This is a genomic window from Hydrobacter penzbergensis (assembly GCF_900106985.1).
In the GTDB taxonomy this organism is placed as follows: Bacteria; Bacteroidota; Bacteroidia; order Chitinophagales; family Chitinophagaceae; genus Sediminibacterium; species Sediminibacterium magnilacihabitans.
The window spans coordinates 67274-88349 of record NZ_FNNO01000015.1 but is presented as its reverse complement, the minus strand read 5'-3'; the positions used below and the strand labels follow the sequence as shown (position 1 = coordinate 88349).

The window sequence follows — 21076 nt, the reverse complement described above, 5'->3', positions numbered from 1 at the left end:
TAATTAAAAAACCCTGTCTGAATACACAGGCAGGGTCTGAAATATCTTTTATCAGCTATTGTTTATTTTTTAGCAGAATCAGCGGGCTTCGCAGTAGCAGCATTAGCCGGAACAGTATTGGCCGGTGCTGCAGGAGCGCTGGTAGTAGTGTTCACTTTCTGAATGATGGAAGTATCAACACCACCTGATGTACCGCCTTTCAGAAAAAGAGTAGAAGAAAGCGCCAGCAGGGCAATGATGCCTGAAAAAATCCAGGTACCTTTTTCTAATACGTCGGTCGTTTGCTTTACACCCATGAACTGGTTGCTGAATCCGCCAACAGTGCCGGAAAGTCCACCTCCCTTGGGGTTCTGCACCAATACAATGAAACCAAGCACCACAGAAGCTATTACAATCAGAATCAAAAACAGAATGATCATTTTATATACCTTTTAATTGTTGTATCCTGGCCGCAAAATAAGCGGTTTTTTCAGGATTTAAGAAACTTAATTTAATATAGAGTTGGATGGCTTTGTCTGTTTGTCCCTGCTTTCCCAGCACTTCTGCCATACTTTCGGTAACCACTTCGCGTTGTTCGTTAGAGCTCTCGGCGCTTTGTATCACGTCTTTTTCCTGTTTAGACGATACGCCCAGGTCTATATTGGTATCGGCGGGCTTCATTTGCTTGAGCCAGTCGGTAAACTTACGCATCTGGGAAACCAGCTTGTCCTGCGGAATCGCATCCAAATCGATTTTAATGCCTTGCGAAGCAAAATAATCAGTGGTATACAATTTTTCCTGCTTTGCTTCTATATCGAGTTTGGCATCTGCTTCCAGCGGCTTTTTAAAACTCGCCAACTGATCGGATAACAGGGAAGATATCTTAGCAGTCACCGGCGCCACACTGGTTACCTGTTCGTCATGTGCATCTTTACTCAACTGGAGCTGCAGCCAAAAAGGATTGGTAAAGTATAAAGCTGTTTTAGTGCTTTGGGCAAGCGCCTGGGGGTGTTGTGTATTTTTTAATTTGGCAGCCAGCAGTAATTGCGCCGGTGCGAAATACGGATGGGCAGCAACGAGCCCTTCCAGTTGCGCTACGCTTACTTCACTGAAGTTGGTTTTACCGGTCAGGTGCAATAAGGTCTTTTCCAGGGAAGCATTCATAGTACTAAAAATACAATTTGATTACCAGTTGGAGAAAATGCGGTTAAAAATATCATCGGTAATACTGCGAACGATCTCGTCGAGCAATCCGCTTTCGGCCTGCTGCAAAGTAAGGTTGGCCGAATAGTCGAAACTTCTGCTTACATCGAATTCTTCGGTTGTATTCTCCAGTGTCTTCCTCAATGTCATGTGAACAGTAACGGTCAACCGGTTGGTCGTAGGCTGTTGTGCGCTCACACCAACGGTCTGCGAAGGATCATAATTGGTGATCTGTCCGTTGAGCACATAATGTGCATCGTCGCTGTTGGTACGGGTGAGTTTGGTGCTTCCAACGATCTTTTGCTGCAGCTTATCGGTCAGTTTCTGGCTTACCTGCGGGTTTACATAACGTGCCTTGTTTTCAATGAAGCCAATCTTGATGGTTTTGACATTGGCCGGAATGGTAGCATCCTTAAAAGAATACACCCCGCATCCACTCATCAAAAACAATAATAAGAGGCAGACAACAATTCGACTTTTAATACTATTCATCAATGTCATATTCTTTCAGTTTCCGGTAAAGCGTTCTTTCGCTGATACCCAGGTCGAGCGAGGCGTCCCTTCTCTTTCCCTTGTGTTTCTTCAGCGCTTTCACGATCAGTTCTTTTTCCTTGTCCATGATATTCAGCGATTCCTCTACCTCTTCGTGCTGATGAATACCCTCATCGTGCAGTAGTACAGGCTGTGATCCATGTGTTGATGGGTAGTAAGTTGTTGCAGCGGGACTGGCCGGCGAAGCAATTGAAGGAGGAGTGATGATGGATTGAGCCTCACCATTGTTGTGGTATTCCTGGATAAGTGAATCCCGGGTAAAATTAGCAGCGGCGCCTGCCAGTGAAGGGTTCTGCAATATTTCAAGGAACATTTTCTTCAGCTCCGTTACATCTTTCTTCATGTCGAAAAATAGTTTGTACAGGATCTCTCTTTCATTGGCGAATTCACCGGTTGATGCAGCATGTCCGGCAAGCACCGGCATCCGGTTGAATTTATCCTGGTTGGGCAGGAACCTGCTCAATTCGACTGCCGTAATAATGGGTGATGTACTGAGTACAGATATCTGCTCTGCAATATTCTTCAATTCACGCACATTGCCCTGCCAGGGATGGTTAATTAACAGGTTTTTCGCATCGTCGTCGAGCTGTACTGGTGCGGTCTTGTATTTTTCTGAAAAGTCTACCACGAATTTTCTGAAGAGTAAAGGAATGTCTTCTTTCCTGTCGCGCAATGCAGGCACCCTGATGGGTACAGTGCTCAAACGATAATAGAGGTCTTCCCTGAATCTTCCTTTTTGTGTGAACTCCAATAATTCCCTGTTGGTAGCTGCAATAACGCGCACATCGGTTTTCTGTACTTTAGATGATCCCACACGAATGAATTCGCCGGTTTCCAATACGCGTAACAGCCTGGCCTGCGTGCCCAATGGCATTTCTCCGATCTCGTCCAGGAAAATAGTGCCCCCGTTAACGGTCTCAAAATATCCTTTCCGGCTGTCTACCGCTCCCGTGAAAGCGCCTTTCTCGTGACCAAACAATTCCGAGTCGATGGTGCCCTCCGGTATAGCACCACAGTTCACCGCTATGAACGGGTTGTGTTTGCGGGCAGATAATGCGTGTATGATCTGTGAAAATACTTCTTTACCCACGCCGCTTTCACCTACGATCAACACGGTGAGATCGGTAGCCGCTACCTGCGCTGCTGTATTCAGGGCGTAGTTGAGGGCTGGGGAGTTGCCAATGATACCGAATCTGTTCTTTATGCTCTGTAAATCCATATTTTTTTAATTACACAATTTGACAATTCGACAATTCGTCAATGAAACGTAGTGCAAAAATTATCAAATTGTCGAATTATCAAATTGCCAAATTATCAACGATTTCTCCCACCAAAGTTGCCTTGGTGCAATCCACCACTTTCACCATCACGTAATCAGCGGGTTTGTAAGGATGGTTGCCTTTAGGGAATACGATCACTTTATTCTGACTGTTCCTTCCATACCATTGCGCATCGCTTTTCTTGCTATTGCCTTCGATCAATACTTTAAATGTTTTGCCGAGGTCGAGCTGGTTGCTTTGGTGTGATAAAATTCCCTGGAGATCTACGATTTCCTGCAGCCTTCTTTTCTTCACTGTTTCTGGAATATCGTCTGTATAGCGCCTGGCAGCCAATGTGCCGGGTCTCTCGCTGTAGAAGTACATATAGCTCATATCGAACCGGCCGTACTCCATAATGCTTAGGGTGTCCTGGTGATCTTTTTCCGTTTCGGTACAGAAACCGGCAATGATATCGGAACTGATACCACAATCGGGGATGATCTCGCGGATACGATCCACTTTGGCTTTATACCATTCGCGTGTATAAGTACGGTTCATTAACTGCAACATCCTCGTGCTGCCGCTCTGTACGGGCAGATGGATATAATTGCAGATGTTCTCATATTTTGCAATGGTGTATAATACTTCGTCGGTGATATCTTTCGGATGTGAGGTGCTGAAACGTACACGCAGATCGGGACTGATCAAAGCCACTTTTTCGAGCAGCCTGGCAAATGTTATGGTCTCATCTTTTGCTTCATCGATCCAGTAATAGCTGTCTACGTTCTGTCCGAGCAGCGTGATCTCTTTATAGCCTTTGTTGAACAGATCCTGCGACTCGGCCACAATAGAAACGGCATCGCGGCTGCGCTCCCTGCCACGTGTAAATGGTACTACACAGAAGCTGCACATATTGTTACATCCCCGCATGATCGATACAAAAGCGTTGATGCCATTGCTGTCGATACGGATAGGGGAGATATCGGCATAAGTCTCTTCACGGCTCAGCAACACATTCACTGCTTTCTGTCCGGTTTCCGCTTCGGAGATCAGAGAGGGGAGACTTCGATAAGCATCAGGACCCACTACGATGTCTACCAGTTTTTCTTCTTCCAGTAATTGCGATTTCAAACGCTCGGCCATACAACCCAGCACGCCAATGAGTATGCCCTTGCGCTTTTCCTTGAGTTTCCTGAATTCATGCAGGCGTTTGCGAACGGTTTGTTCCGCTTTTTCCCTGATAGAACAGGTATTCACCAGTATCAGGTCGGCCTCTTCTGCCAGCCGGGTTGCGCCGAAGCCTTCGTGGTTCAATATGGAAGCTACCACTTCACTGTCGGCAAAATTCATGGCACAGCCATAACTTTCTATATAGAAACGTTTCCGGTATTGATTGGGGTCGTTTTCAAAAGGCTTCAAGGTTTCACCCTGTCGACTTTCATCATGTTCTTTTCCAGCTATAGCCAGCATTTCCATGCGTTTGAAAATTTAGAGGGCAAAACTACGTAAAATTCGCTTGTTTATGCCAGTTTGTCAGCACCCGATTTGATGAATGGTGTCATTCCTTATTTTTACGCATAAATCAGCATATACAATCGATGAATAAATGTATTCTGTTGGCTATAATGGCCATTGGTATTCAATTTGGACAGGCACAGGATGTATTGAACAAGATAAAGGCCGAAACCGCCAGGACGATCAGAAAAGAGGCAGATACCACCAAATGGGACTGGAAAAGAGGCGGGCTGTTAAGTTTTAACATTTCTCAAGGATCATTGAGCAACTGGTCGGCCGGTGGCGACAATTTCTCTCTCGCGGCAAGTGGTTATTTCAACTATTTTTTCTATCATAAAAAGAAGCGGTACACCTGGGATAATAACCTGGATGTAAACTTGGGTTATGTGCAGACCACCAGTCTGAGTGGCCGCAAGAACGACGACCGCATCGATTTCCTGAGTAAGTATGGTTATAAGATAGACAGCGTGGGAAAAGTATATGTGTCTACCTTGTTCAATTTCCGGTCACAGTTTTTCGACGGGTTCAGTTACAGCAATAACGTGCCAACGCTGGCATCTTCTTTTCTGTCGCCGGCTTATATCATATTGTCGTTGGGTATGGATTACAAACCCAGTGATAAATTCTCGCTTTTCCTTTCTCCGCTTACATCGCGTATGACCATCATTGCACACGATTCACTGGCCAGAAAAGGACTCTATGGCGTACCGCCCGGATCGCACAGCATCAACCAGATCGGTGCATTTGCCACCATCAATTACATGACATCGATTGGTAAAAACGTGGGTTATAAAGGGAGGCTCGACCTGTTTTCGAATTATGCCGATCAGCCGCAGAATGTGGATTTTTTCATGACGAATATGTTTTCTTTCCGCATCAATAAAGCGTTCACCGCCACTTATAACTTAGACATGATCTACGACGATAATGTGCGGTTATTCGGAGCCAATAAAAATTCACCCGGGTTGCAGTTGAAAAGCCTGATTGGTATCGGCTTCCAGCATCCGCTGGCAGTGAGGAAAGCCGTTCGTCAACCCAAACTGTTGCCGCCGCCACCGCTTCCTCCGATTATACCGGTGATCGACAGTGTGCAGCAGGTAGTGAAAAGGGCGGTCAGGCTATCACCTTCAAAAGGTGCTTGATCTTATTGGCCTGGTAAGCCAGGTCCTGGTAGTCTTTACTGATGATGGTTACATGTCCCATTTTGCGACCGGGTTTGGTTTCTGTTTTACCATAGAGATGAACAAACACATTGTCGGTCTTCAATACATCTTCGAGGTTTTCATATTTGGCTTTTCCGGTGTAACCTTCAGCGCCCAGCAGGTTCACAATGGCTGAAGGCAGAATGGGATCGGTATTGCCCAGCGGGTAATTGAGTATGATTCGCCACAACATATCGTATTGGCTGCTATAATTGGCTTCGATAGTATGATGGCCGCTGTTGTGGACACGGGGCGCCGTTTCATTCACGAGCACTTCCTGGTTTTTATCAACAAACAATTCAATGGCAAACAATCCGGGACTGTTCAGGTGTTTTACCACTTTCAGTGCAATGGCTTCTGCTTTCCACAGTACCTGTTCGGGAAGAATAGCCGGACTCAACTGGTAATCCAGCAGGTTCAGCACGGGATCGAAGATCATTTCAGCAGGAGGGTAGAGGGTTACTTCGCCCTGGTTGCTCATGGCTACAATTACAGCGATCTCTTTGTGAATGGGAACCATTTTTTCCAACACGGCGGGTACATCGAAGCCCAGGTCAATGTCTTTGAGCTCTTTCAGCACTTGCACTCCTTTGCCGTCATAGCCGCCTTCTCCGGTTTTGTGAACAGCCGGCAGGAAAGAAAGGTGTTCCTGCAATTCCTTCCTGGCTTCCGTGATAATGAATTCCGAAGTAGGTATATCGTGCTGACGGTAGAAAGCTTTTTGTGTGATCTTGTTTTTGATGGTACGGATTGCCGAAGGCCTGGGATATACAGGTACGCCTTCGGCTTCTAATTTCTCAAGCGCATCCACATTAACGGATTCGATTTCTATGGTGATGGCATCCAGGCCTTTTCCAAAACGATATACGGTGTCAAAATCAGTAATATCGCCCTGTACAAAATGATGGCATAAATGCGCTGCCGGGCAATCGCTTTCTTTATCCAGTACCGATGTCTCCACCACATAATTGGCCGAAGCCTGTAATAACATCCTGCCCAACTGGCCACCGCCGAGAATACCTACTTTCATACAGTTTGATTAGGGGGCAAAGATAGTTTCAATGGGGCAATGAGACAATTCGACAAAGAGATAATGAAAGTATTAGGGTTGATGAGGACTAATAGAATACCTTTTTTATTACCTCTACGATATTAGGATAACTATCGTTCAAGCAGGCTTCCAATTCGGTGCCTTGCACCCAACGGATATCTGTAATGTCTTCTTCCGTTTGCGGTGTCAATGGCTGGTTGCCGGCAGCATGCATACGGAACCAATGGGTTTCTTTGATGACGTTGTTGTTTAAATGAAGATCGAAATAATGATGATAACCAATGGATATGAGCTCTTCACGTATTACTTCTGCGAGGCCGGTTTCTTCTTTCACTTCTCTCAGCGCGCAGTCTTCAATCGTTTCTCCTTCGTCGAGCTTGCCTTTGGGAAGATCCCATTTGCCACGCCTGAAGATCATGAGTAAGGCGCCTGCCTCATTAAAGACCAATCCGCCGCCCGCTATGATTTTTATCGGTTCCATTCCCCAAAAATAAATACGGCCGGTTTAAACGGCCAACTTGTTTTAACAACTGGTTCATACCAACTTATTGGTAGATGAAAATACCGTGGTCATGGTATTCCTGCTCAGCCTTTTGCCGGTTATTTTTACTATCAAGATTCATTCATCGATACAAACAAATACCTATGAAACAGCTTATCAGTTTTTGTGCTCTCATTGCCGCTGTTTCGGCTTTATTGTTGATTGGTAATAGCTGCAGCAAATCATCCGGCAGCAATTCGCCAGGATCGGGAAATAATACTTCCGGAACCACTGCCCAGGCGGCCTATGATAACCAGAGTGGTGGTATTTATAAAGGTACGCTGACGGGCTCAAGCGGTTATTTTGTGGTTAACCTGCAGGCTGCTAAACCTTATGTGGTTTATCAATGGACTGATCCGGCCAGTGCTTCTGATAGTTTACCCGCCGCTTCATTGGGTAACTGGCAAAGTGGTCAGGCGCTTTCCAAAGCATTGTTTACCGGCACCAGCGGGGCGAAAATATGGTTCTCTGTGACTGCTACCGGCAGCAATCCTTCGATAGATTCTGTGTATTTCCCCAGCCACCAGGGGCCGGTATATGCAGCCATTGCAAAAGAAACATCTTCGAATCCAGTGAGGGTATACCAGGGTTCAGCCTCACCGGTAAGCAGCAATGGAGGAAAATGTGTGAATGCTGTTGTGAATGTATGGACAGCCGGCAGTTCAGCTATGGGAACATACCTTGCCACTACTGGCGAGCATGGAGGAGGTACAGGAACTGTTAGTGGCAATCAGGTCCAGATGAGCATGGGAGGTGAGTCTGGTTCTCTTACCATCAGTAGTGATGCAAGTTCTATCACAGGCACTGTAACGGGTAATGGAACAACGAGTACCTGTTCCCACAACATTTCATTGAAACGGATCTTCTGAGGGGAGGATACGTAAGCCAGTTGCATTTCCTGTTTATGTTGTACCCAACACAGATAACAGGTGCATGCACTGGCTTTTCACTTTTAAACAAACGGTTCGGATGATTTATAGCCTGATCAGGCCCTGATTGGAAGCGAAACGCAATAAGCCCGCCAGGTTGCGTGCTTTGGTTTTCAGCATCATGTTCTTGCGATGGGTTTCCACCGTTCTGTAACTGATGTGTAGGGTTTGGGCTATTTTTTCATTGGTATATTCTTTCGCCAAAAGTTGTACGATCTCTTTTTCGCGCTCTGTAAATGTTACGGGCTCTTCTGCGGTTTCCTTTTTTTGTTCTTTATAGCTATCGATGATGCGGTTGCTGACTGCTTCGCTAAAGAAAAACTGTCCGCTCATAACACGGTTGATACCTTCTACCAACTCGTGCCGGGTGCAGCTTTTTAACAGATATCCGGCTATGCCTGCCTGTACCATTTCGGCAATGATCTCTTCTTCGTCGTGCGTGGTGAGAATGAGGATCTTTATCTGTGGCTTGTGTTGTTGTATCCATCGTGTCAACTCCATGCCATCCGGCCTGGGCATGCTGATATCGATCAGGCATACGTCCACTTCCGTTTTGTTTAGCCAATCAATTACCTGCTCGCCGTTTTCCGCTGTTGCAGCGATCTCGAAATTGGGTTCTGTTCTAAGTAATGAAACCAAACCGTCGAGTAGTACCCGGTGATCGTCGGCAATCAATAGTTGTATCCTTTTCGATGCCACTGCTTTCATATACGTAAATCTAAAGGCTGCGCCGCTGTTTCACAATACCAATATTCCGGTAGCAACCCGGTATCAGGTGTATGGAATTTCAATGATGATGGTGGTTCCCATGCCAGGCTGGCTGTCGATGTCAATGGTTCCGCGCATATTTTTGGTGCGCGACTGCATATTGTTGAGTCCGTTTCCCACCGTATTTTCACGCAGCGCATCAAAGCCACGGCCATCGTCTTCAATGGTAATATTGATATGGCGCTCATAACGAACCAATTGCACTGTTCCGTTCCTGGCATGTGCATGCTTTACAATATTGTTCATGGCTTCCAACACCACCTGATAAATACCCAGCTCTACTGTCTCATGCAGCCGTTCTGTGAATCCGTATGTAGTGTAATTGATGTGTATAACCGATTGATGACTGATCCTGTTAAACAGGCTCTGCAATGCAGCGATCACGCCCAGTCGAGATAAGGTAGCCGGCATGATATTATAAGCAATGTTTTTCATTTCCTGCATGGCTTCATCCAGCAATGCAAGTACTTCTTTCAGGTCTTCTTTTTCCTGCCCGGGCATGGTGCCTGTTTCTTCTATGGCCGACAGCTTGAGTTTGGTAGCCGATAAGAGCGAACCCAGTGTATCATGCAAGTCATCGGCAATTCTTTTTCTTTCCCTGTCGGCCGCTGAAATGGTAGCGCGCAGGTTTTCCTGCTGTTGCATGTTCAATGCAGCCTGGAAATGATTCCTTTGCCGCAGGCTATACCATTTGTAGAGCAACCACGCGATCAGGATACTGGCGCAAGCGATGCAAATACTGAGGTCTTTCCATAGCTTTTGCCGGTTCAGTGCGGCGTCCTGCAACCGCTGCTGGGCTTCCATCTTGTAACGGGTCTCTTTTTCCAGCAGTACGCGCTGGTTGTTTTCGGCCATGATGTTGTCCCTCACCTGTGTAAAACGAAGATGGTAGGCATAAGCGCTGTCGTAATTGCGCAATGAGGCAAAAGCAATGGACAATTGCTCATCGGCATCCTGTATACATTCCATGTACATGGGTTCTTTGGAAATGGACAATCCCTTCCTCAGCAATGAGAGCGCTTGCTGGTACTGCTTCAGCCGGTTATAGGTAGTACCTCCGTTCACATAATAACGTGCCATGTCATAACGGTTGATCCATTGAATGTTTTGTTCACTGATACGGATGGCAGTAAGGCTGTATTGCAGGGAATGCGGCAGGTCGTTCATCTGCGCATAAACTTCGGCCAGTTTGTTGTTCGCATAAGCCAGTTGCTCATTTTTATTGATGCTAAGCACTGTTTTAGGATCATCGAAAACAGTCATGGCTTTATGGATATAAGAGATGGCATTGGCATAGTTTTTTTCCAGGATCGACAGGTCGGCCAGGTAAAAGAGTCCTTTTGCTTCCAGCAATTTATTGTGCAGCCCGGTGGCGAGCTTCAGGAAATCGATAAAATATTGTTTGGCGGCTACCAGCTTACCCTGCTTCATTAGAATATAACCGATCACTCCTTTGAAATGGGCTATCCGTTCAGGGTTGTTGAGGGCTTCGGCCCTGGCCAGTCCATCTACCGAAATCTCCATGGCGGCGGTATAATTACCCAGCAGGAAAAAATTGTTGTTCAGGACTGGCCTGAAATCATGCAATTCCAAATAGTATTGGCGCCGGGAAATGGCCAGGTTCAATCCCTCTTTAAAGTACAGGATGGCAGAGTCGTACTGCTTGGCAAGATAAAAAGCTATTCCCAGGTCTCGCAATGGGATAAGCGAACCAAGGGTATCTTTCCGCATCCGGGTTTGCAACAATATTTTTTTGGCATGAGCAATGGAGGAATCGCTGCCTGCGGGTTGCTGGGCCGAAATGCCGTTGACCAAAGCAATGGCTAAAACCAGGCTTGCGGTTTTGCGATTCAATACAGGGAAAAGATTTTTGAAAAGTTACGATTAGTTTTATCCTGTCACGTATTTTTAGCCTTATTTATCATTCATCAATTCTCAATAACCATGTCTTATACAGCAAGCTCCAATCGTTATGAACAGATGGAATACCGCCGATGCGGCAACAGCGGTCTCATGCTGCCGGCCGTTTCGCTGGGCCTGTGGCATAATTTCGGTGATATCGATTCAATGGATAAAGCGCGTGATATCTTGCGCACAGCGTTCGACCACGGCATTACGCATTTCGATCTGGCCAATAATTATGGCCCGCCTCCCGGATCGGCAGAGAAAAATTTTGGACAGCTTTTCAAAGCGGATTTCCTGCCTTACCGCGACGAGCTCATCATCTCCACCAAAGCAGGATGGAAGATGTGGGAAGGGCCTTATGGCGACTGGGGCTCCCGGAAATACCTGGTGGCCAGTCTTGACCAGAGCCTGAAAAGAATGGGACTTGATTATGTAGATATTTATTACCACCATCGTCCCGATCCGCATACACCCTTGGAAGAGACCATGTCTACACTCGATCTCATTGTTCGCCAGGGTAAAGCTTTGTATGTAGGTATCTCCAGCTATCAGCCGGCAGAAGCGGCCAAAGCCATTGCCATCTTAAGGGAATTGGGTACGCCTTGTCTTATTCATCAACCCAAATACTCGATGTTCGAGCGTTGGGTAGAAAATGGTTTGCTCGATGTATTGGAACGTGAAGGAGTGGGTTGTATACCTTTCTCCCCGCTTGCACAAGGCATGCTTACCAATAAATACCTGAAAGGTGTGCCAACAGATTCACGGGCTGCATCGCACAGGGGGAATGGTGCCATGGAAGAAGACCAGGTAACACCGGAGAAGCTGGATAAAGTGAAACGCTTGAATGTATTGGCAGAGCAGCGTGGACAGTCGCTCGCGCAAATGGCGCTGGCATGGGTGCTGAAGGATCCCCGCATTACTTCGGTATTGATAGGCGCCAGTAAACCGGAGCAAGTAACGGATTCATTGCAATGCATCAAAAATTACCAGTTCAGTTCAGAAGAGCTGGCGCTGATCGAAGGGATACTGAGGTAACAACTACCAACTTGTTTTACGTATTTTCGCAGCATGACCAATGAAAAAGCCGTAGCCGAGAAACTCTTGCAGGTTGGAGCAGTGAAGTTAAGTCCCGATGCCCCATTTACCTGGGCCAGTGGCTGGAAGAGCCCTATTTACTGCGACAACCGTAAAGTATTATCATTTCCCTTTGTGCGTGATTTTATTAAAAGTGAGCTGTGCAATGTGATTTTTGAGAAATTCCCGGAAGCGGAAGTATTGGCCGGTGTAGCTACTGCCGGCATCCCCTGGGGAGCCATGGCTGCTGATCAACTGAAATTGCCTTATATATATGTGCGTCCCAAACCCAAGGAACATGGATTAGGCAACCAGATAGAGGGGGCTTATACAGCCGGACAAAAAGTGCTGGTCATAGAAGACCTCATTTCTACCGGTAAGAGCAGCTTGCAGGTGGTTGATGTATTGCGCGGCGCCGGTGTGGAAGTGGTGGGCATGGTTTCCATTTTCAATTATGGTTTTTCGATAGCGGACACAGCTTTTGAAACGGCGGGTGTGCCATTCCGGTCGCTCACCAATTACAGCAATCTGATTGAACTGGCCATTGAAAAAGGACAGGTAGCTTCATCACTGGAGCCTGTATTGCTGGAATGGAGAAATGATCCGGCGAATTGGAAAGGAGTCCATTGAGCAATGTATAAAGCTTTATGAAAAGAACAATTTACTTTTTAGTAGTATTCATTTTGGGAAGTTCCCTTTGTTTAAGGGCACAGCAACCCAAACCGGAATGGGTAACCATCAAATCGGCGAACCTGCGTTGTTGGGAATGTAAAGAGCGGTTAGACAGATACCTGTTGCTGGAAAAGGACAATACCGACAATGGTATTTTGCAGTGGAAAATAAATTTATTGCAGGGTGAAATACGTGTTCAGTTTTTACCCGACAGAACCACCACAGGTGCCATCAAAGCAGCGCTGAATAATGCAGGCTTTGATGCTGATGCAGAGAAAGCGGAACCTGAAGCGTACAAAAAACTACCGCCGGTTTGCAAGCGTGCAGAAGATGGTGGTGGGCCTCAGAAAGGCAAACCCTGTCATATACCTCCGGTTAACTGATTGCATGGCCATCATTCTGTTCGATAATGCTGTAAGGGCTCATTTCTACCCGCTTACCCAAACCCGCGCCATTGCCGGATTGCGCATGGGCATTGCGACCATTCGTGAACGATGGTCATTGTGGACACGCGAGCCAGTGTATGTGCACACAACCGGCTACCTGCAACAGTTATATGAAAGTCCGGCTGCAGAAACGCATTTATGGATCGATGCTACGGCATTGCCTTCTGCTGAGCTGTTAAGTGCTTTATCAGACATTGAAGAAGGCGTATGCCTGGCAGATGAACAGGGGTTGATTGCAGGGAAAGCGCAAATAGCTTTTGAGTCGTTTAATCCTGCTAACAGCTTGCATTATTTTAAAGAAGTGCGTAAGTATGCACAGGCCAGGAGGATACAACATCCCTGGCACCTGACGCAATACAATGATTTTTTGCTGCGGCAGGATTTCGACCTGCTGGTTGAAGGCCGTAATTCGCAGCCTATTCCGGAAACCAATCGTGTTAGTCAACCGGAAGTGATTTTTATTGAAGAAGGAGCGGTGGTTGAACATTGCATCATCAATGCAGCTACCGGACCGGTTTATATAGGTAAGAATGCCACTATAATGGAAGGTTCAGCCATACGCGGACCTTTTGCATTGGGTGAAGGGGCCGCTGTGAAAATGAACAGCCGCATTTATGGCGCTACCACCATTGGCCCCTGGTGCCTGGGTGGTGGCGAGATCAAGAACAGCATACTCATGGGCTACTCCAACAAAGCGCACGATGGTTATTTAGGCGACTCGGTAGTGGGTGAGTGGTGCAATTTCGGGGCGGGGGCTACCAACAGTAATGTCAAGAATACGGCCGGAATGGTACAGGTATGGGACGAGCAGAGCGGAGCCTTTATACCTGCTGCACAAAAATGCGGTGTATTTATGGGCGATTATTCCCGCGTGGCTATCAATGCAGCGATCAATACCGGGTCGGTAATAGGGGTGAGCTGTAATGTATTTGGGAACGGACTGCTGCCCAAAAGGATCAAAGATTTCAGTTGGGGAACGGAAGGAGCTGTTTATGAACTCGATAAAGCCCTGGAAGACATCGGTAATTGGAAAAAAATGAAGCAGCAAACAGTTTCGGAGGCGGAAGCTTCGGTGCTGGCCTTTATCTTTGCGCATCATTCAAAATAAAGGAACCCCCTAACATGAGAAAGCAAATAGCCGCCGCCAACTGGAAAATGAACCTGACCCTTTCACAGGGAGAACAATTACTGAAAGATATTCAATCCAAGCCTCATACATTAGGCGCTAACCAACTGGCCATATTTGCCGTTCCCTTCCCATACCTACCCATGGCCCAGCAGCAACTGGCCGGTAAACAAAATGTATTTATTGCAGCACAGAACTGCTACAGCAAAAAAAGCGGTGCCTATACCGGTGAGGTATCGGTTGAAATGCTGCAGTCGCTGGGCATATCTTATGTGGTGCTGGGACATTCCGAGCGCCGCGAATATTTTCAGGAAAGCAACCAGTTCCTTGCAGAAAAGATCAATATCTGCCTGGAATACAACATACATCCCATCTTCTGCTGCGGCGAGCCATTGAGCATTCGCGAAGCCAATACACAGAATGCTTTTGTTGCCAAACAACTCGAAGAATCTTTATACCACCTCAGTGCCGAACAACTGAAACAGGTAGTGATCGCTTATGAACCCATCTGGGCCATCGGTACCGGCAAAACAGCCACCAGTGCACAGGCGCAGGAAATGCACGCTTTCATCCGCGAACAACTCACTGCCAAATATGGTGCTGCAACAGCCAATGAAATCACCATTCTTTACGGTGGGAGCGTGAAGGCAGCCAATGCAGGCGAAATTTTTGGTCAGCCTGATGTTGACGGCGGACTGGTAGGTGGCGCTTCTCTTATTGCCGACGAATTTGTGGCTATTATCAATGCACTGAAAAACAATTAGACAATTTGCCAATTAGTTAATTCGGCAATTCGACAATGAAAATATGCGTCAATTGTCGAATTGCCGAATTGCCGAATTGATCAATTATCTTTGCTGCTCTATGAAGAAGATCAGGAATTTTTGCATCATTGCGCATATCGACCATGGTAAGAGTACGCTGGCTGACAGGTTATTGGAACATACCAAGACCATTGGCGAGCGGGAGATGATGGACCAGGTGCTGGACGATATGGACCTTGAGCGGGAGAAAGGTATTACTATTAAAAGCCATGCGATACAGATCAACTACTCATATAAGGACGAACAATATGTACTGAACCTGATCGATACACCCGGCCACGTGGATTTCAGTTATGAAGTGAGCCGCGCACTGGCCGCCTGTGAAGGAGCCCTCTTGCTGGTGGATGCTTCACAGGGCATACAGGCTCAGACAATCAGTAACTTATACCTGGCAATTGACAATGACCTTGAGATCATCCCGGTTATCAATAAGATCGATATGGATGGTGCCAAGATACCTGAAGTGACCGACCAGATCGTGGACCTCATTGGTTGTAAGCAGGAAGACATCCTGCTGGCCAGCGGCAAATCGGGTATTGGTATCGAAGAAATTTTACAGGCTATTGTTGAGCGTATACCTGCTCCTGAAGGCAATGTAGACGCTCCTTTGCAGGCCCTGATATTCGATAGCGTGTTCAATAGTTTCAGGGGTATTATTGTATATTACCGCATCCTCAACGGGGTGATCCGCAAAGGCGATAAGATACGTTTCATATCTACCGGTAACGATTATTTTGCAGATGAAGTAGGGGTGCTCAAGCTCAGCATGACGCCCAAAAATGAAGTTGCGGCAGGAGATGTAGGATACATCATTACGGGCATCAAGAACGCCAAAGAGGTGAAAGTGGGTGATACCATTACCCTTGCCAACAATCCCGGTGAAATGATCCATGGTTTCGAGGAAGTGAAGCCCATGGTATTTGCCGGTATCTTCCCGGTGAATACAGATGAATTCGAAGAACTGCGTGATTGTATGGACAAGCTGCAGTTGAATGATGCCTCACTTACTTTCGAACTGGAAACTTCCCAGGCGCTGGGCTTTGGTTTCCGTTGCGGCTTCCTGGGTCTCCTGCACATGGAAATCATACAGGAGCGGCTGGAGCGGGAGTTTAACCAAACGGTTATTACCACTGTACCCAACGTTAGCTTCCACGCTTATACTACAAGAGGGGAGAAGATCATTGTCAATAACCCGGCCGAAATGCCCGACCCTGTTAAGATAGACAGGATTGAAGAGCCTTTTATCAAGGCACAGATCATCACTTTGCCGGAGTACATCGGCAACATCATGACGCTTTGCCTGGGTAAACGGGGCATACTCATCAATCAAAGTTATCTCACACCCACACGTGTTGAGCTGATCTTTGAAATGCCGCTTACTGAGATCGTATTTGATTTCTACGATAAATTGAAAAGCTCTACACGGGGCTATGCTTCTTTCGATTATACACCGATCGACTGGCGCGAAGCAGATATCGTAAAAATGGATATCCTCCTCAACAATGATAAAGTGGATGCCCTCAGCGCCCTTATCCACCGCAGCCGTGCGCAGGATTTCGGCAGGAAGCTTTGCGAAAAATTAAAAGAGTTGCTACCCAGGCAACAGTTCCAGATAGCCATCCAGGCTGCCATCGGCGCCAAGATCATTGCGCGCGAAAATATCAGCGCTATGCGCAAAGACGTTACCGCCAAATGTTATGGTGGTGATATCAGCCGTAAGCGGAAACTCCTGGAAAAACAAAAAGAAGGAAAGAAACGCATGCGACAGATCGGTAACGTAGAAGTGCCGCAGGAAGCGTTTTTGGCTGTACTCAAATTAGATTAGTTGTCAGTTGGTAGATTATCTTTCATATTTCTAACAACTAACATCTAACAACTCTCAACTCATTGTCGCGGCGGATTAACCTTGGAACTGGGATCTACTTCTGCAACCACCCGTTTGTACACCCACTTGCCGGAAATCCATTGAAAGCCTTCATAGCTTCCTTCGGGCACTAGTGTATGTTTCTGTGCAGTCTCACCAGTCTCACTGGTAAGATGTGAGAATATAATGAGGTCCAGGTCGCGGTCGTAATTGAGTTTGGCGTTGGCGCCTTTTTTAAATTCCAGGCAGAAACGGTAAGCGGGCTGCGGCGGTTTCAGCGCATCGTTGGGATAGCTGAAATAACGGCCGCCGAATTGCGGACTACCATCGGTAGCAAACGTTAGTACTTCAACCCATTTTTTGGTGGTGCGTGCATCGTTCTCGTCATACCCTATCAAGGTATAATATTTTTTGTGGTTGTATTCTTTGAGGATGATGCTGTAATAAATAGCGCCGATCCAGTTGCGGTTGCTGCGTACAGAGTCCACCGGCGCTTCGGTGAATTCAGAAAAATCAAACAGAGGGAATATCTTCAGCGAACCATCGGTTGTATGTATTTGTATCACACCTTTCTGGCGGTAATACGAGTAATCTTTCATCACCTGCCAGGTAAAGATGCGAAAACTGCTATCAGGCGCGTATAATTTTGAAATGGTGGTCAGTGAATCGAAGGGGTAAGAAAAAGAATACGGAACACGCAAAGCCTGCACCAGTCCGCGTGTAAAGAAACTGTCTGCCCTGAACCGGTCCGGCATTTCTTCCGACTCCATAATGGCCGTAGCATAAGGTTTGATAACCGTTTCAATGCCCTGTATTTTTTGCACATATTCATTGGTAGATTTTTGTGCATTGAGTAAAGATGTTGTCAACAGCAGCAGGCAAACAAAACCTGTTCTTTTCATAACGAAGGATATGAACAAATATCAGGAATCTTATGTAAAGATTTTGTTAGAGCAGGCGGGCAAATTCCAACAGGCTGTCCACCCGCAGGTCGATCAGCGGATCGGGATAGGGTACTTCGGGATGCGTAGTGGCCAGGAAAACCGTGTGCATGCCTGCATTGCGTCCGAATTGCATATCGCTTAAACGGTTACCAACCATGATGCTCTTGCTGAATACGATTTCAGGAGCATCTTTTTGTGCCTGGAAAGCCATACCTGGCTGGGGTTTCCGGTTTGGGGAAAGGTTGTTGAGGTCGGAGCAAAAATAGATGCGATCGATGCGCCCGCCCCTGGTTTCAATTTCATCCAACATATGCCTGTGGATGTTGGTAAGATCGGCTTCGCTCATCAAGCCTTTTCCAATGCCTTTCTGGTTAGTCACTAATATGATTCTGCGAAAATGCCTGGCCAGCAAGGGAAGCGCTTGCAGGCTTTCGGGGTAAAATACAAATTCACTCCAGTTGAGGATATAGTCATTATCCTTTTCGTGGTTGATCACTCCGTCGCGGTCGAGGAAGAGGGTCCAGTTATGATCAATCTCTTTGAGTGGCAGCATGATTATCCGAAAATATTAGCTTCTACCAACTGGCAAATAATATGTCCGATCAGTATATGTGATTCTTGTATACGTGGTGTATCAGTGGAAGGCACGTTGATGAGGTAATCGCTGATGGCTTTCATTTTTCCTCCGCTTGCGCCTGTCATGCCAATCGTGATCACTCCTTTTTCTTTTGCTGTTTCAAAAGCTTTGAGGATATTACCCGAATTACCCGATGTGCTCAGTCCGATCAATACATCACCGGCTACACACATGCCGTCTACCAGTCTTGAATAAATTACATCGTAACTATAATCATTGGCAACGGCTGTTATGTACGAAGTGTTGCAGTGCAGTGCTTCGGAAGGAAGCGCTTTACGGTCTTTATAAAACCTGCCGGAGAATTCGGCTGCCAGGTGCTGGGCATCGGCAGCACTGCCACCATTGCCACAAAACAATACTTTATTGCCTTTTTGGAAGGCGGTGGTCACTATATCAATTACCTGCTGTATGGTTTGTTGGAGAGCTGCATCTTCCAGCACCTGGCGCTTCACTTCAATGGATGCTGCAATGAGCTCTTTTATTTTTCCGTTCATGGAACTAGGGTTGTAATGGTTTCGGTGAGCCTTGTCCAGCTATACCGCTGTTTTTCATTGCGAAGATGCGGCAAAAAATAATTTTCACCTAATTCATACAGTTGCAAGATACCGGCGGCAATGGCTGCGGCATTCGGTTCAACAACCACTCCCACTTTACCATCCGGCACCAGGTCGGGCAATCCGCCAACATTGGTAACCAGCATGGGCTTTTCGAAATGATATGCCAGTGGTGTTACGCCGCTTTGGGTTGCATCACGGTAAGGCTGAATAATGAAATCAGCGGCGCTGACATAATAAGCCACTTCGTGATTGGGTATGAACCCCGTATGCAACAACAGTTGCGGGGCGATCTGTAACCGTTCTATCAGCTGGTCGTAAGGTTCGCGGTTTTCATAGAACTCGCCAGCAACCAACAATTTGATCCCTGCTTTTCGGATGCGTTCATCGTTTATCGCTTCCAGTAACAGGTCGAGTCCCTTGTATTTACGGATGAAGCCGAAGAATAAAATGATTTGATCGTTTGCCGGTAGTTTCAACTTGCCTCTTGCAACATCTTTTGGTATGGCCGGACCGAAATTATCGTACAACGGATGCGGTACCAGTTGCGATGGTTTGTTGGTGAACTGTTGCAGATCCTGTTGCACCTGTTTGCTCATGGTGATGAACCCGTGCACCGGTTGTATAAAATATTGTGTGAAAAGTTTGTCGCCGGGACGTTTTTCATGCGGGATGATATTATCTGCGATGCAGATGATCCGGGTAAACTTATTCGTTTTTACTATTCGCAGGATGGTACCAAAACAGGGGCCCATGAATGGAATCCAGTAGCGTACTACAATGTAATCGGGAGCCAATGCTTTCAATTCCCTGCCAACTTTCCACCAGTTAAAGGGGTTGATGGAATTGATGCGTACTTTAATAGGTATGCTTTCAGGCGCAGGTTCATCAGTGTATTGCGAACTCCCGGGAAATAAAAAATTGGGGTATTGTAATGAAAAAGTATAGATGGTAGTATCAAATCCCTGCCTGATATATTCCAGTGCCAACCTTTCATTGAAAGTTGCCAAACCGCCGCCGCGCAGCGGCCAGGCGGGACCTATGATGATCAGCTTTTTCTTCATGATCCAAATATCAACAAAAGAGCGGTCAGTCCAATTTCTTTTCGACCAGGTATGCATTCCTTTCACTGGCATTGCGGGCAACCAACTCTGCTATGAAACCAGTAAGGAAAAGTTGCATACCAATGATCATGGTGGTGAGTGCGATGTAAAAACTGGGCCTGTTGGTCAATGCAAAATCGGCAACGGTAAATTTGGCAATCACCAGGTATATACTGGCAATAAAACCGATCAGGAAGAACACTGTTCCCAGCAGTCCGAAGAATTGCATGGGGCGCTTGCCGAACTTACCCAGGAACATGATGGTGGCCAGGTCGAGGAACCCGTTTACAAAACGGTTCCAGCCAAATTTGGTTACGCCGTATTTGCGGGGGCGGTGTTCCACCACTTTCTCACCGATCTTACGAAAGCCTGCCCATTTGGCCAGGATAGGAATGTAGCGGTGCATCTCCCCAAACACTTCAATGCTTTTAACCACTTTGCGTTTGTATGATTTGAGACCGCAGTTAAAATCGTGCAGCATGATGCCGGAACTTTTCCGTGCCGCAGCATTGTATATTTTGGAAGGAATGTTTTTGGTAAAAGTATTATCGTATCGCTTCTTTTTCCAACCGCTCACCATATCATAACCTTCTTCAACGATCATTCTGCGCAGTTCGGGAATCTCGTCGGGAGAGTCCTGCATATCGGCATCCATGGTAATGACTACATCGCCTTGGGCTGCTTTAAAGCCTTCGTTTAACGCAGCTGATTTACCATAGTTCCGTTGGAATTTGATGCCCCTGAAACGGTTATTGTGTTGATGGATCTCTTCGATCACTTTCCAACTGTCATCGGTACTTCCGTCGTCTACCAGTATCACTTCATAGCTGAGCTGGTGGGTGGTGGCAACAGATTCAATCCAGCTGCACAGTTCGGGCAGCGATTCATCTTCATTGAACAGGGGAACTACGATCGATACATCCATATA

Annotated in this window: 22 protein-coding genes; 8 read left to right on the top strand and 14 right to left on the bottom strand. The window is 46.6% G+C overall.

What is annotated here, in order from left to right; genetic code table 11:
• Positions 1–62: 62 nt before the first annotated feature.
• From secG to miaB, 5 genes are all read right to left on the bottom strand, one after another.
• On the bottom strand, positions 63–419 hold the full coding sequence (gene secG, locus BLU98_RS14445; protein ID WP_092725988.1) for a preprotein translocase subunit SecG: 357 nt from the start codon (positions 417–419) through the stop codon (positions 63–65).
• Position 420: 1 nt separating this feature from the next.
• Entirely contained in the window at positions 421–1143 is a 723-nt protein-coding gene (locus tag BLU98_RS14440; protein ID WP_092725985.1) for a DUF8458 domain-containing protein, read from the bottom strand.
• A 21-nt stretch (positions 1144–1164) separates the two neighbouring features.
• Entirely contained in the window at positions 1165–1674 is a 510-nt protein-coding gene (locus BLU98_RS14435) for an LptE family protein (protein WP_092726029.1), read from the bottom strand.
• Positions 1667–2953, bottom strand: a complete 1287-nt coding sequence (locus tag BLU98_RS14430; protein ID WP_092725983.1) for a sigma-54 interaction domain-containing protein — start codon at positions 2951–2953, stop codon at positions 1667–1669. The genes BLU98_RS14435 and BLU98_RS14430 overlap by 8 nt, the downstream gene beginning before the upstream one ends.
• A gap of 79 nt (positions 2954–3032) precedes the next feature.
• Positions 3033–4463, bottom strand: a complete 1431-nt coding sequence (gene miaB, locus BLU98_RS14425) for a tRNA (N6-isopentenyl adenosine(37)-C2)-methylthiotransferase MiaB (RefSeq protein ID WP_092725980.1) — start codon at positions 4461–4463, stop codon at positions 3033–3035.
• Between the two features lie 128 nt (positions 4464–4591).
• Here miaB and BLU98_RS14420 point away from each other — a divergent pair, with 128 nt between their 5' ends.
• Positions 4592–5650: a DUF3078 domain-containing protein gene (locus BLU98_RS14420; RefSeq protein ID WP_092725977.1), complete on the top strand. Its 1059-nt coding sequence runs from the start codon at positions 4592–4594 to the stop codon at positions 5648–5650.
• Here BLU98_RS14420 and BLU98_RS14415 read toward each other — a convergent pair.
• A complete protein-coding gene (locus BLU98_RS14415; RefSeq protein ID WP_092725973.1) occupies positions 5622–6740 on the bottom strand; it encodes a 5-(carboxyamino)imidazole ribonucleotide synthase in 1119 nt (372 codons plus the stop codon). The two genes, BLU98_RS14420 and BLU98_RS14415, sit on opposite strands and share 29 nt — an antisense overlap.
• A gap of 88 nt (positions 6741–6828) precedes the next feature.
• A complete protein-coding gene (locus tag BLU98_RS14410; protein ID WP_092725970.1) occupies positions 6829–7242 on the bottom strand; it encodes an NUDIX hydrolase in 414 nt (137 codons plus the stop codon).
• A gap of 164 nt (positions 7243–7406) precedes the next feature.
• Between BLU98_RS14410 and BLU98_RS14405 the strand changes: the two genes are divergently transcribed.
• A complete protein-coding gene (locus tag BLU98_RS14405) occupies positions 7407–8171 on the top strand; it encodes a hypothetical protein (protein ID WP_092725967.1) in 765 nt (254 codons plus the stop codon).
• 105 nt (positions 8172–8276) lie between these two features.
• Here BLU98_RS14405 and BLU98_RS14400 read toward each other — a convergent pair whose 3' ends face one another.
• Both BLU98_RS14400 and BLU98_RS14395 read right to left on the bottom strand, forming a co-directional pair.
• Positions 8277–8939 (bottom strand): response regulator transcription factor, encoded by a 663-nt coding sequence (locus tag BLU98_RS14400; RefSeq protein WP_092725964.1) that lies wholly within the window; start codon positions 8937–8939, stop codon positions 8277–8279.
• Between the two features lie 63 nt (positions 8940–9002).
• Positions 9003–10853: a tetratricopeptide repeat-containing sensor histidine kinase gene (locus BLU98_RS14395; RefSeq protein ID WP_092725961.1), complete on the bottom strand. Its 1851-nt coding sequence runs from the start codon at positions 10851–10853 to the stop codon at positions 9003–9005.
• 90 nt (positions 10854–10943) lie between these two features.
• Here BLU98_RS14395 and mgrA point away from each other — a divergent pair, with 90 nt between their 5' ends.
• The 6 genes from mgrA (at position 10944) to lepA (ending at position 16871) form a co-directional block, all read left to right on the top strand.
• On the top strand, positions 10944–11939 hold the full coding sequence (gene mgrA / locus BLU98_RS14390; RefSeq protein ID WP_092725958.1) for an L-glyceraldehyde 3-phosphate reductase: 996 nt from the start codon (positions 10944–10946) through the stop codon (positions 11937–11939).
• A gap of 33 nt (positions 11940–11972) precedes the next feature.
• Entirely contained in the window at positions 11973–12608 is a 636-nt protein-coding gene (gene pyrE, locus BLU98_RS14385; RefSeq protein ID WP_092725955.1) for an orotate phosphoribosyltransferase, read from the top strand.
• A gap of 17 nt (positions 12609–12625) precedes the next feature.
• Positions 12626–13033, top strand: a complete 408-nt coding sequence (locus BLU98_RS14380; RefSeq protein ID WP_092725953.1) for a hypothetical protein — start codon at positions 12626–12628, stop codon at positions 13031–13033.
• Positions 13034–13037: 4 nt separating this feature from the next.
• The gene (locus BLU98_RS14375) at positions 13038–14204 is read left to right on the top strand and encodes a putative sugar nucleotidyl transferase (protein WP_092725951.1); all 1167 of its coding nucleotides are present in this window, start codon (positions 13038–13040) and stop codon (positions 14202–14204) included.
• A 14-nt stretch (positions 14205–14218) separates the two neighbouring features.
• Positions 14219–14986, top strand: a complete 768-nt coding sequence (tpiA, locus tag BLU98_RS14370; protein ID WP_026774712.1) for a triose-phosphate isomerase — start codon at positions 14219–14221, stop codon at positions 14984–14986.
• Positions 14987–15086: 100 nt separating this feature from the next.
• Positions 15087–16871, top strand: a complete 1785-nt coding sequence (gene lepA, locus BLU98_RS14365; RefSeq protein ID WP_092725947.1) for a translation elongation factor 4 — start codon at positions 15087–15089, stop codon at positions 16869–16871.
• A gap of 59 nt (positions 16872–16930) precedes the next feature.
• On the opposite strand, the gene BLU98_RS14360 is transcribed toward lepA, so the two are convergent.
• The 5 genes from BLU98_RS14360 to BLU98_RS14340 are packed head-to-tail and all read right to left on the bottom strand — an operon-like array spanning position 16931 to position 21073.
• Positions 16931–17812, bottom strand: coding sequence for a hypothetical protein (locus tag BLU98_RS14360; RefSeq protein ID WP_139173957.1), 882 nt, complete (start codon positions 17810–17812; stop codon positions 16931–16933).
• Between the two features lie 46 nt (positions 17813–17858).
• Complete coding sequence (locus tag BLU98_RS14355) at positions 17859–18407, bottom strand: D-glycero-alpha-D-manno-heptose-1,7-bisphosphate 7-phosphatase (RefSeq protein ID WP_092725942.1); 549 nt, start codon at positions 18405–18407, stop codon at positions 17859–17861.
• Between the two features lie 2 nt (positions 18408–18409).
• Positions 18410–18985: a D-sedoheptulose-7-phosphate isomerase gene (locus tag BLU98_RS14350; RefSeq protein WP_092725940.1), complete on the bottom strand. Its 576-nt coding sequence runs from the start codon at positions 18983–18985 to the stop codon at positions 18410–18412.
• Positions 18982–20109 carry a glycosyltransferase gene (locus tag BLU98_RS14345; RefSeq protein WP_257575009.1) on the bottom strand — a complete coding sequence of 376 codons (1128 nt, stop codon included), beginning with the start codon at positions 20107–20109 and terminating at the stop codon, positions 18982–18984. Before BLU98_RS14345 ends, BLU98_RS14350 begins: the two co-directional genes overlap by 4 nt.
• A gap of 25 nt (positions 20110–20134) precedes the next feature.
• On the bottom strand, positions 20135–21073 hold the full coding sequence (locus BLU98_RS14340) for a glycosyltransferase family 2 protein (protein WP_092725938.1): 939 nt from the start codon (positions 21071–21073) through the stop codon (positions 20135–20137).
• Between the last annotated feature and the right edge of the window lie 3 nt (positions 21074–21076).